This is a genomic window from Phocaeicola plebeius DSM 17135, assembly GCF_000187895.1.
Lineage (GTDB): Bacteria > Bacteroidota > Bacteroidia > Bacteroidales > Bacteroidaceae > Phocaeicola > Phocaeicola plebeius.
The window spans coordinates 23,381-35,616 of sequence record NZ_DS990119.1 but is presented as its reverse complement, the minus strand read 5'-3'; the positions used below and the strand labels follow the sequence as shown (position 1 = coordinate 35,616).

Genomic DNA, 12,236 nt, shown 5'->3' with positions numbered 1-12,236 from the left:
CTCACCTTTCACTACCTTTGCCGCTGACTTTAAACGAAGGAAAAATGATGGAATTTCTTTACATACACTGGAACCCAGACCCGGCATTATTCCACCTCGGCGGTTTTACCCTCCGATGGTACAGCGTGCTGTGGATGATTGCCATTCTGACCGGCAGTCAGGTAGTCTACCATTTGTACAAGCAAAAGGGACTTCCGCTGGATACTTTCCAGACGCTGTTTACCTATAGCTTTATCGGTATCTTTGCCGGGGCACGCTTGGGACACTGTCTGTTCTATGACCCGCAGTATTTCCTGAATCATCCGCTGGAAATCATATTGCCGGTACATTTTCTACCACAGGGCGGATGGGTATTTACTGGATATGCCGGCCTGGCCAGCCACGGAGGTACGCTGGGACTGATTCTGGCACTAGTACTTTTCTGCCGAAAAACAAAGATTCATTTTCTCGATATTCTGGATATGATGGGAGTGGCTGCTCCCGTAGCTGCCGGATTTATCCGACTGGCCAACTTGATGAACTCGGAAATCATCGGTATGCCGTCGGACGTGCCCTGGGCGTTTATCTTCGAACGGGTGGACATGCAGCCCCGTCATCCGGCGCAGCTCTACGAAGCACTGGCCTACTTCCTGTTCTTCCTGGTAATGATAGTCATCTTCCGGAAGAAGAAAGAAAACGTACGGAAAGGCTTCTATTTCGGTTTGTGTATCACCCTGATTTTCACCTTCCGCTTCTTCGTGGAGTTCCTGAAAGAAAGACAAGTGGACTTTGAGAATGCGCTCCCGATAGACATGGGACAGATTCTGAGCATTCCTTTTATCGTAGTAGGATTGTATTTCGTATTCCGTAAAAATCATTCCGCTCATGTGTGATACAGTGACCTCACATACCTGCCTACTCTGCATGGGTTCCAACCTGGATGCCCTTCTGCACCTGAAGAATGCGGAAGAGGCCCTGCAACATCTCTTTCCGGATATTGAATGGGGAGGAATCGTAGAAACCGTACCGGAGAAAATGGAAAACCCGCAACCGTTTCTGAACCGTGCCGCACGCTTCCGTACCTCACTGCCCATGACGGAGGTGCGAAGCATTCTGAAGCAAATTGAGCAGACAAACGGACGAACTCCGGAAAGCAAGAAGGAAGGACGCATCCCGCTTGATATCGACTTGCTTTCCTACGACCAGCAGGTACTCAAACCGGAGGACTGGCAGAAAGAATATGTGCGTCTGGCTTTTCGTCACGCCAGTTTCACATAACCCAGACGGGTATAGCGCACTCCATGCGACTCATATTGTGACATGACTTTGGCCGAAAGCAGATGCAGGAACTCCTGCTGCTGTATCTGACGACTGCGGCAACTCAAGGTATTCGGTGTCAGACTACGGGCGCGAGCTTTGACCAGGAAGGTAAAACGATTACCGTCACGGTCGGCCACCAGGACATTCTGGTCGACAAAGAAATCGGGTTTGTACGTATCTACCTGAAGCCGTACATTCAATACCGTGACCTGCAAGTCCTTCAACGTCTCTCCCACCGCCCCCACAAAATGGCTTACCGAAGCAATGCGCGGCTTGCGTACGGTCAGTTCAAAATGTACTACGGCAAAACGTTTGGCCAGCTCCACCACCCGTTCGTACCGAGGGTTGGTAGGTTCAAACTTATTAGCCAGCCAGAGCATGTAAGAAGGATCCACATAATAGATTTCAGCCAGATGCTTTCCTTTGTATTTTCCGAAAGGCATCAAATCGTCCAATGCCCCGTAATAAGATTCAAACTGTGCGTTATCAGCGGTCTCCAACCGTACGTTGCAGTTCTGCAGCATGGAAAAAGCACGAGCAGAAGCCGCATCCAGCGTCACTCCTAATGTACGGACAAACAGATAAGAATGGGGAGAAGGAAACTCACGCCACAAGGCATAATACGGCCGATACTCTGTGGCCATACTGATAAGATAGACACCCTTGTCGCGCGTACGTCCACGATTAAACAGTTCCAGTTCCTTTTGTACTTGTGCGGTGATTTCCATACCTGCCTCCTGCTTTGAAAGGCAAGATAAACAAAAAGTATCAAAAATGCAAGTTTATACATACAAAACGGGAGGAAAAGACCTGAAACAGGCTTCTCCTCCCGCTTATAAATATGGAATTCTAACAATTAAACGTTACAATATGGCCTTCACGGTTTCCAGCATACCTTTTTCCTGAATGCTGTCCAGATTCTTCTTCACGGCTTCTGCCAGTCCCGGTATCAGGTTTAGGTCCTCGCCCCAGATAAAGGTTGCGCCCAATACGCCTTCGGTTACCTTAGCTGTGTCGCCCGTAGCCCACAACTGTTTCAGCAAGTCCATGATTTCCTGTGCGTCATTAGGCACAATTTCTGCGCCGTCGGCACGTACACCACCTTTGTAATAAGTAATGATAGCAGCCAGTCCCAATACCAGTCCTTCAGGCAGCTTGCCCTTGCGTTCCAGGTAAGTCTTCAGGCCCGGCAGGTCACGTGTCTGGTATTTTGGGAAGGAATTCAGCATGATGGAAGTCACCTGGTGGTCTACAAACGGATTGTTGAAGCGTTCCAGCACGTCATGTGCAAATTTCTCCAGTTCTGCTTTCGGCAAGTTCAGGGTTTCCATCAGTTCCTCGAACATCACCTTATGGATAAACTTGCCCACTACCGGATGCTGGCAGGCATCGCGCACGATGTTGATACCCGACAAGTAAGCTACCGGAGAAAGCACGGTGTGCGGTCCGTTCAGCAAAGTCACTTTCCGTTCGTGATACGGTGCTTCCGACGGCACAAAGAGCACATTCAGTCCGGCCTTGTCGGCAGGGAACTCGGCAGCTACCTCCTGCGGTGCTTCAATCACCCACAAATGGAAAATTTCGGCCTGAACCACCATGTTGTCATCGTATTGCAACTTTTCCTTGATAGCCGCAATATCCTTGCGCGGGAATCCCGGCACAATACGGTCTACCAGCGTAGCATATACGCCACAAGCCTTCTCAAACCACTGTTTGAAATCATCTCCCAGATTCCAGAGTTCAATATACTGATAGATGGTTTCTTTCAACTTATGTCCGTTCAGGAAAATCAGCTCACACGGGAAGATAATCAATCCCTTTGACATATCTCCCTGGAAGGTTTTATAGCGATGATACAAAAGCTGTGTCAGTTTTCCCGGATAAGAAGAAGCCGGCGCATCTTCCAGCTTGCAGGAAGAGTCAAAAGCAATACCAGCTTCGGTTGTATTGGAAATCACGAAACGCATTTCCGGCTGTTCGGCCAGCTTCATGAACTCTTCAAACTGGCTGTAAGGATTCAGCGCACGACTGATTACATCAATCATGGTCAGACTGTTCACCGTTTCCCCTTTATCCAAACCCTGCAGATTGACGTGATACAGACAATCCTGCGCATTCAGCATGTCAATCATTCCTTTTTCGATGGGTTGAACCACCACTACACTGCTGTTGAAATCAGCCTTTTCGTTCATGTTGTAGATAATCCAGTCTACAAACGCACGAAGGAAATTACCTTCGCCAAACTGAATAATTCTTTCCGGACGGACCGTTTTCTTTGCGGTCTCTTTGTTTAATGCTTTCATATTATATCTTTAATAACAAAATTGTTGTCATTTCGGCCTTTTGGTCTCATTTAACCCTTCAAAAATCAGAAGAATCAAATTTAACCCATTGTTTTTCATGCACTTGCCTATCTATTCATGAATTTAATTTTCATAAATGAGTGTTGCAAAGGTAATAAATATTTTGTTATTCCAAATAAAATTTCTACTTTCGTGTTCGATAACGGATAGGTATTCGATATTTTATGTTGCCCAACATAAATAAATTGTAAGTTACTTATTCAAAAACATATAATTTGCGAACAACAACGAAACTTAAAAATACATTTTATCATGAAGAAATTTATGGATGAAAACTTCCTGTTGCAAACAGAAACGGCACAGGAGCTATATCACAACCATGCGGCTAAAATGCCGATTATCGACTATCACTGTCACCTGATTCCGAAAATGGTAGCCGACGATTATCAATTCAAATCCATTACTGAAATCTGGCTGGGAGGTGACCATTATAAATGGCGTGCCATGCGAAGCAACGGAGTAGAAGAACGTTACTGTACCGGAAAAGATACTACCGACTGGGAAAAATTCGAAAAATGGGCTGAAACTGTTCCTTATACATTCCGTAACCCATTGTATCACTGGACACACTTGGAACTGAAAACCGCTTTTGGCATCGACAAGATTCTGAATCCGTCTACCGCCCGCGAAATATTCGACGAATGTAATGCCAAACTGGCAACTCCGGAATATTCAGCCCGTAACCTGATGCGCCGCTACCATGTGGAAACCGTCTGCACGACGGACGATCCGGTAGATTCACTGGAATATCACATCGCTACCCGTGAAAGCGGTTTTGAAATCAAGATGCTGCCTACCTGGCGTCCGGACAAGGCAATGGCAGTAGAAGTACCGGCTGACTTCCGTGCCTACGTAGAAAAACTGGCAGAAGTAAGCGGTGTCAGCATCTCCAACTTTGACGACATGATTGAAGCGCTGCGCAAACGTCACGCTTTCTTTGCAGAACAAGGCTGTAAATTGTCCGACCATGGTATCGAAGAGTTTTATGCAGAAGATTATACCGACGCAGAAATCCGCACCATCTTCAACAAAGTATATGGCGGTACAGAATTGACACACGAAGAAATCCTGAAGTTCAAATCAGCTATGCTGGTAGTATTCGGCGAAATGGACTGGGAAACAGGCTGGACACAACAATTCCACTATGGTGCCATCCGCAACAACAATACCAAAATGTTCAAGCTGCTGGGACCTGACACAGGTTTTGACTCTATCGGTGAATTCACCACAGCCAAATCTATGGCCAAATATCTGGATCGCCTGAACTCAGAAGGAAAACTTACAAAAACCATTCTCTACAACCTGAATCCTTGCGCCAACGAAGTAATCGCTACCATGCTGGGTAACTTCCAGGACGGTTCTGTTCCGGGAAAAATCCAGTTCGGTTCAGGCTGGTGGTTCCTCGACCAGAAAGACGGTATGGAAAAACAGATGAACGCACTTTCTCTGCTGGGATTGCTGAGTCGTTTTGTAGGTATGCTTACCGACTCACGTTCCTTCCTTTCTTATCCGCGTCATGAATACTTCCGCCGTACACTCTGTAACCTGCTGGGAAGAGATGTAGAAAACGGGGAAATTCCTGAATGCGAAATGGCGCGCGTACAACAGATGGTGGAAGACATCTGCTACAACAACGCTAAGAATTTCTTCCAGTTCTAAGAACTTCCGGTATAGCTAAAAAACAGATACAACCCGTTTACAAGGCTGTTCCTTTTCGGAACAGCCTTGTTTTATTTTTACCTTACTTTTTCGTTTGTCTCTCCTCTCACCTTTCACTATCTTTTCATAAGACAGGATACGGTTCGGGATAGCCAAACCTGAAAAACTTTGTTTTTCGTTTGTCTCTCCTCTCACCTTTCACTATCTTTGCGTTCCTTTAGCAAAAAAGAGAGAGAAGATGACTGTAAAATTTATGAGTCTGGCCAGCGGCAGCAGCGGAAACTGTTACTACCTGGCTACTGACAGCACCGCTATATTGGTTGATGCCGGTATCGGTATCCGCACCATCAAGAAAGTATTTAAGGAACGTATGCTCAACCTTGAAGAGATACAGGCTGTACTGGTCACTCATGACCATGCCGACCACATCAAGGCTGTAGGACATTTGGGCGAGAAGCATGGGATTCCGGTGTATACCACTCCTGAAATACATGAAGGTATGAAACACAGCTACTGCATGACAGAGCGGTTAAAACCTGAACGTACCCGTTTTATCCAAAAAGAAGAAACATTCAATGTAGGCGATTTCACTATTACCTGCTTCGAAGTGCCTCACGACGGAACTGACAACGTGGGCTATTGTATCACCGCAGGCGATAAGACATTCTCCTTCCTGACGGACATCGGGCATATCACTCCCACAGCCGCACGCTTCATACAGCAGGCTGATTACCTGATACTGGAAGCCAACTACGACGACAGCATGCTCCAGATGGGACCTTATCCACAGCATCTGAAAGAACGTATTGCCGGCCCGAACGGACACATGAGCAACCATGAAATGGCTGACTACCTGAGCCATCATTTTCCCCAGCATTTGAAACACTTATGGCTCTGCCACCTGAGCAAGGACAACAACCATCCGGAGCTGGCTTTCAAGACAGTGGAACTGGCATTCCGGCAGGAAAACATCATTGTAGGAAAAGACGTGGAAGTAACTCCATTGAGACGAACTACTCCTTCTGAAATGTATATTCTGGAATAACAAAAGAAAACAACAAAAGCCATCGGGGCGTTTCCTCTGAAATGAAGAAACGCCCCGATGGCTTTTTATATTGCAAATTGCGAATCAGCGCAATCTTTCGTATGCCTTTACCAGCATTTCATCTTTGCCGATAGCACGGATAGCCAGCCAGTTCAAGATGATGCTGACCAATGGAAGACAAACTGTCCATGAAGGCATGAAGCTGTAATCATCGAATGCCTTGTCCGGATTTACGACAAAATAAGCCAGTACCAGATAGTAACCAATCAGTACAATCGTATTGAAGATGGTCAGACGAATCTGTAACATGCGTTTCCGGTAAAGGAAAATAGTCACCAAGGCCATTACAGCCACTACTACCAGAATCGCAAACAAAGCCCACGGCGTGTAGTTCACCGCCCCGTCCGGAAGCTGGTATGAAAGGTTTGTCATCTCACAAATATTTTTATCGGTATAGAAACTGCCCACGGGGACAGACATCATTACTACCATCAAGATAGCTACTACGAGCAAATAAACGGTCTGTATTCTCTGTATCATAATCAATCGTATTAAGGTTTCCAAAACAAATGTCATTCTGAGGGCGACGGTTCTTGCCGTCTACACTCAGAATGACAAGCCCAAATGCGCATGCGCATTCACTAAAATCTTTACCTATAGGAGGATTACTGCAATTTTTCCTTTTCCTTTGCCGGGTTTCTGTAATAAACCTTTCCTTCTATGTACTCCTGAGTCGCGATCAACGTCGGTTTCGGGAGTTTTTCATAATAACGAGAGATTTCAATCTGTTCTCTGTTTTCAAACACCTCTTCAAGGTTATCGTTATAAGAAGCAAACTCCTGCAGTTTCTTGGAAAGGTCATTCTTCATTTCGGCAGCAATCTGGTTGGCACGCTTGCCGATGATAGATACTGTTTCATAAATATTGCCTGTGTCCTCACAGAGTTCCATCAAATTACGTGTAACCGTATTTGTAGGAGCGTTTGTTTTTTTGTAATCCATAACTTATTTATAATTATAAACGTTTATATTATTCTTCGTCTGTAGAAATGTACTTGCTCACATCGGCGTAAATGCCTTCCACTTCTTTCATGTATTTGCTTTCCGGGAATTCATTCTTGAAAGCATAATATTCATCCACCGTTTCACGCATACGGTCTTCTCGCTTGTCGAGCACACTTTCCTTTGCCATGTGATACTTGGCACGGAGAATCAGAATAGAAAGTTCCTCACGCAATTTGGTGTAAGGATATTCTTTCAACACATTCTGTGCGGTGACAATGGCAGCCAGATAGTTATTACCCGTACTGCTATAAGAAGCATTTCCGGAATAAGACCCCAGGTCATAATAAAGTTTGGAAGAAAGGTATTCCTTTTCTACCAGCTTGTCCTGCAATTCAAAAATCATGTTCTGGGCAATATCCTTTCGCTGACTTGTCGGGAAATATTCCATAAACATCTGCAATTCCTGAATAGCCTTATATGTGCTACTCTGGTCCAGACGTGGTTCCGGAGTATCAAGATACAAAGCCTTTCCGCTATGAAAACGCGCCAGTTCCGTATAAGTACCGCGCGGATAAGTCGTATAATAGGTATTGAAATAATGTGAAGCAGTCACAAAATCACCCTGGTTGTAATAAGTCATTCCCAGCATATACAAAGACTCTTCTCCGTTGGCTGTACCTTTCAGGATAGGAATCAGCTCCTCCAGAATGGTTGCCGCACGTGAATTCTGTCCTTTGGCAAAATAGCTTTTCGCCGCTTCGTATTTGTATTCATAGTCAGTGCTTTTCAGCACTTTATTGTACTCTCCGCATGAAGATAAAACTCCAGCAGAAAGGAGGACCATTGCGATGTATTTTTTCATATATAATTGATATAGTTGCGCAAAATTACTCTTTTCCAGCGAATAATGCAACTCCAGGCCATTTTTTAATGTAATTTTTCAGGATGTGCAAAGTATGGTATAAAATATATATGTAATTTTACAACCGTTTTCATTCACCAATATTCAGATGCAATGAATTTTGAACTGATATCCGACTATCAGCCTACCGGCGACCAGCCGGAGGCCATCGCCCAACTGACTGAAGGTATCCGGCAGCATGTACCTGCACAGACGCTGCTGGGAGTAACCGGCTCTGGAAAGACTTTTACCATTGCCAATGTCATCAAGAACATCAACAAACCGACACTGATTCTGAGTCACAACAAGACACTGGCTGCCCAGCTTTACGGGGAGTTCAAGAACTTTTTCCCTCACAACGCGGTGGAATATTACGTGTCTTACTACGACTATTATCAGCCGGAAGCATACATTCCGTCGACCGATACTTATATTGAAAAAGACCTGGCCATCAACGAAGAAATCGACAAACTTCGTCTGGCTGCGACTTCTTCCCTCCTTTCCGGACGGAAGGACGTCATTGTAGTGTCGTCCGTGTCGTGTATCTACGGTATGGGAAACCCGGCAGATTTCTATAACAACGTGATTGAAATCAAAAAAGGAAAGTTGCTGGACCGCAACGTATTCCTCCGCCGGCTGGTGGACAGTCTGTACGTTCGGAATGACATCGAGCTGAACCGTGGCAACTTCCGTGTAAAAGGTGATACGGTGGACATTTTCCTGGCTTATACCGACAGTGTGCTGCGGGTCATGTTCTGGGACGATGAAATTGACGGTATTGAAGAGATAGACCCGGTTTCAGGACACCGTATCGGTACGTTCGAAGAATACAAGATTTATCCGGCCAACCTGTTCATGACGACCAAGGAAAGTACGCTCCGCGCCATTCATCAGATTGAAGACGATCTGACCAAGCAGGTAGCCTACTTTGAAGAAATCGGTAAACCCTACGAAGCCAAACGTCTGTACGAGCGTGTGACCTACGATATGGAAATGCTGCGCGAGCTGGGACATTGCTCAGGGATTGAAAACTATTCACGTTACTTCGACGGACGCGAACCGGGCACCCGCCCCTACTGCCTGCTTGATTTCTTCCCCGAGGATTTTCTGATTGTCATCGACGAAAGCCATGTCAGCGTACCGCAAATCAGGGCCATGTACGGCGGCGACCGTGCCCGCAAGACAAACCTGGTGGAATACGGATTCCGTCTGCCGGCCGCCATGGACAATCGTCCGCTTACATTCGAAGAGTTCCAGCAGATGGCTAAGCAGGTGATTTACGTGAGTGCCACTCCGGCAGAATACGAACTGCAACAGAGTGAAGGTATCGTAGTGGAACAGGTGATTCGTCCTACGGGACTGCTGGACCCGGTGATTGACGTGCGTCCCAGCCTGAACCAGATAGACGACCTGATGGAAGAGATTCAGCAACGCATCGAAAGGGAGGAGCGTGTGCTTGTCACTACCCTGACCAAACGCATGGCAGAAGAACTGACGGAATACCTGCTCAACAACGGTATCCGCTGCGCTTATATCCATAGTGACGTGGAGACACTGGAACGTATCAAAATCATGGACGAACTGCGAGAGGGTATCTACGACGTGCTGGTGGGTGTCAACCTGCTGCGTGAGGGACTGGACTTGCCAGAGGTGTCGCTCGTAGCGATTCTGGATGCAGACAAGGAAGGTTTCCTGCGTTCGCACCGCTCGCTCACCCAGACGGCCGGACGTGCTGCCCGCAACGTGAACGGAAAGGTCATCATGTATGCCGACCGCATTACGGACAGTATGCGACAGACCATCGACGAAACCAACCGCCGACGGGAGAAACAGCTGGCTTACAACGAAGCACACGGCATCACGCCGAAACAGATTACCCGTTCACGCACCAATGCCCTGCTCGACATCGAAAAACAGTCGTCTCAGGAAAACAGCAGCAAGCCCAAAGAACCACGGGCTTATACCGAGACTGAAGCCCAGCTTCATGCAGCCGCAGACCCTGTGGTACAGTATATGACAAAGGGCCAGTTGCAAAAGAGCATCGAACAGACCCGCAAGCTGATGCAGGAAGCCGCCAAGAAGCTGGACTTTATCGAAGCGGCACAATACCGCGACGAGTTGCTTAAACTTGAGGAGCTTCTGAAAGAAAAGTCCTGATATTGGCCAGGGCTTTCTGCGACAAACGCTCTACGCTTTGAATGGATTTTCCGGATATATAAGGTGTATACAGCACATTCGGAATATCCTTCAGAGCATCACGAGCCACGCCCATTCCGGTCGCATCACACAAGTAATAGCTGTGTTTGCATGTTCCCAGCCATTTCTTCAGGGCATCTACTTCGAAAGTAGGTCCTACAGACGTATTTACCAGTATCTTACGGTCGCCCATCAATGCAAACTCCGGCTCACCCAGCAGGTAATTGTTGCGCGGCAAGCAGGTACAGATGATTTCCGCTTCCGTCAGCAAATCGGCCAACGGACGGTAGGCAATGCCTTTTGCTTCGGCTTCCGGTTTACGGGTACGGCTGTAGTAAAGCACCTCGGCACCGAAAAACCGCATGGCTTCGGCAACCATTCCTCCGGTCTTCCCCAGGCCGATGATTCCCACCTTACGCCCTGTCAGTTCCGTGCTTTCCTCCAGCCAGCGCACATTGCCAAAACCATGGAGCAGACGCACCAGTTCGCTGACCACATATTCCACCACACCTTCATCGCCGTAATCTTTCACCCCTAACACCGTAATTCCTCTTTTGCGGGCCTCAATCACATCAACATTCGAGCTTTCCGGATTATAGAGCGTACAGCACATGCCTATATAACGGATGTTCGGACAAGCATCCAGCACACGCCGACGAATAGGCGTACGGAAAGATACCAGCAGACAGTCGGCATTGCCAATACGGCGGATAACTTCCTCTTCTTCAGTGGGAAAGTCATGATATACAACCACTTCTTCCCCTATTGTTTTCAATTGTTCGAGCGCCGCTTCATTCAGCAACGTCTCGTCTACGGCTACTATTTTCTTGAAATTCATATCTTCTTTATGTAAATTATTCATTCGAAAGTACATAAAACCCGATAATACAGCAAGCAAAATCTGCAGAGTTTTATGAAAAAAAAGATAGCAAACCTATTGGAATCACTTCCTCGTAAATATTCTTTCAAACGTACTTGTATTTGCCATAAAACGTAAGTACATTTCATTTCAAACACAAGTGCATTTAAAACAAAACACAAGTACATTTCAGGGCAAATATCTAAGCGTTTTGATTAAAACGTACTTGCCTTTTTTACGCCGTCATAGGAGACTAAATAAGCATCTAATATACAGCAATTTACACAAGTCTATCCCAATTACCAACAAACAAAGAGCCCCGAAAGACTCACTACAAGTCTTCGGGGCTCTCCTATTTATCAATCTCTCTTTATTATTTTGCTTCGTTCAAGTCGATGCCTTTGTTGCGCAGTGTCATGGCCATCAGACGAACATAGCTAGAATACTGCTTGTCGTCCAGCGTCTGCTTCATCAATTTCAAGTTTCCGTAAACAGCTTTACGAACTTTTTCTTTGTTTTCTGTCTTTGAAGAATTTGCACGAGTCATTTCCTGTTCAAAGTAGTCGCAGATGTCAGCAACCTTTTCGTGCTGGTTAGATGAAAGATTCAAATATTTAGTCAGCTTTGACTTGTTGATTGAACCATTCCATTTCTGTGCATTGTTGTCCTGTACACCTTCTGCAAACATAGAAACTGAAAATACCAATGCGGCTGCTAATGTTAATCCTAATCTTTTCATACCTTTAAAATCTTTTACCTAAAAACTTTGTTACCTAAATAATTTAAAATCTAGCTTAGCTCGAGCTTTTTTCCTTTTACCGATACAAAGATAAGAATATGTTGGATAACATAAAAACAAACCACAAAGAAAATCGCTCCACCCCTATCATTTATTGACGTATATCAAGAA

12 protein-coding genes are annotated in these 12,236 nt (G+C 45.9%); 5 read left to right on the top strand and 7 right to left on the bottom strand.

Features of this window, described 5'->3' with window-relative positions:
- Positions 1-44 precede the first annotated feature (44 nt).
- Entirely contained in the window at positions 45-872 is an 828-nt protein-coding gene (lgt, locus tag BACPLE_RS01350) for a prolipoprotein diacylglyceryl transferase (protein ID WP_007558175.1), read from the top strand.
- Positions 865-1,257, top strand: a complete 393-nt coding sequence (locus BACPLE_RS01345) for a 2-amino-4-hydroxy-6-hydroxymethyldihydropteridine diphosphokinase (RefSeq protein WP_040312317.1) — start codon at positions 865-867, stop codon at positions 1,255-1,257. Before lgt ends, BACPLE_RS01345 begins: the two co-directional genes overlap by 8 nt.
- Here BACPLE_RS01345 and BACPLE_RS01340 read toward each other — a convergent pair.
- Both BACPLE_RS01340 and BACPLE_RS01335 read right to left on the bottom strand, forming a co-directional pair.
- Complete coding sequence (locus BACPLE_RS01340) at positions 1,239-2,027, bottom strand: exodeoxyribonuclease X C-terminal domain-containing protein (RefSeq protein WP_007558173.1); 789 nt, start codon at positions 2,025-2,027, stop codon at positions 1,239-1,241. The two genes, BACPLE_RS01345 and BACPLE_RS01340, sit on opposite strands and share 19 nt — an antisense overlap.
- 135 nt (positions 2,028-2,162) lie before the next feature.
- A complete protein-coding gene (locus tag BACPLE_RS01335) occupies positions 2,163-3,602 on the bottom strand; it encodes a tagaturonate reductase (protein WP_007558172.1) in 1,440 nt (479 codons plus the stop codon).
- A 312-nt stretch (positions 3,603-3,914) separates the two neighbouring features.
- Between BACPLE_RS01335 and uxaC the strand changes: the two genes are divergently transcribed.
- Together uxaC and BACPLE_RS01320 are read left to right on the top strand one after the other, a co-directional pair.
- On the top strand, positions 3,915-5,321 hold the full coding sequence (gene uxaC / locus BACPLE_RS01330; protein ID WP_007558171.1) for a glucuronate isomerase: 1,407 nt from the start codon (positions 3,915-3,917) through the stop codon (positions 5,319-5,321).
- Between the two features lie 238 nt (positions 5,322-5,559).
- On the top strand, positions 5,560-6,366 hold the full coding sequence (locus BACPLE_RS01320; protein WP_007558167.1) for an MBL fold metallo-hydrolase: 807 nt from the start codon (positions 5,560-5,562) through the stop codon (positions 6,364-6,366).
- Between the two features lie 84 nt (positions 6,367-6,450).
- Here BACPLE_RS01320 and BACPLE_RS01315 read toward each other — a convergent pair whose 3' ends face one another.
- The 3 genes from BACPLE_RS01315 to BACPLE_RS01305 form a co-directional block, all read right to left on the bottom strand.
- On the bottom strand, positions 6,451-6,906 hold the full coding sequence (locus BACPLE_RS01315) for a DUF4293 domain-containing protein (RefSeq protein ID WP_040312316.1): 456 nt from the start codon (positions 6,904-6,906) through the stop codon (positions 6,451-6,453).
- 125 nt (positions 6,907-7,031) lie between these two features.
- The gene (locus BACPLE_RS01310) at positions 7,032-7,367 is read right to left on the bottom strand and encodes a DNA-directed RNA polymerase subunit omega (protein WP_007558163.1); all 336 of its coding nucleotides are present in this window, start codon (positions 7,365-7,367) and stop codon (positions 7,032-7,034) included.
- A gap of 28 nt (positions 7,368-7,395) precedes the next feature.
- A complete protein-coding gene (locus BACPLE_RS01305; protein ID WP_007558162.1) occupies positions 7,396-8,232 on the bottom strand; it encodes an outer membrane protein assembly factor BamD in 837 nt (278 codons plus the stop codon).
- Between the two features lie 153 nt (positions 8,233-8,385).
- Here BACPLE_RS01305 and uvrB point away from each other — a divergent pair, with 153 nt between their 5' ends.
- Positions 8,386-10,428 (top strand): excinuclease ABC subunit UvrB, encoded by a 2,043-nt coding sequence (gene uvrB / locus BACPLE_RS01300; protein WP_007558161.1) that lies wholly within the window; start codon positions 8,386-8,388, stop codon positions 10,426-10,428.
- On the opposite strand, the gene BACPLE_RS01295 is transcribed toward uvrB, so the two are convergent.
- Both BACPLE_RS01295 and BACPLE_RS01290 read right to left on the bottom strand, forming a co-directional pair.
- On the bottom strand, positions 10,394-11,305 hold the full coding sequence (locus BACPLE_RS01295) for a D-isomer specific 2-hydroxyacid dehydrogenase family protein (protein WP_040312354.1): 912 nt from the start codon (positions 11,303-11,305) through the stop codon (positions 10,394-10,396). The genes uvrB and BACPLE_RS01295 overlap by 35 nt on opposite strands.
- A gap of 394 nt (positions 11,306-11,699) precedes the next feature.
- Entirely contained in the window at positions 11,700-12,065 is a 366-nt protein-coding gene (locus BACPLE_RS01290) for a hypothetical protein (RefSeq protein WP_007558159.1), read from the bottom strand.
- Between the last annotated feature and the right edge of the window lie 171 nt (positions 12,066-12,236).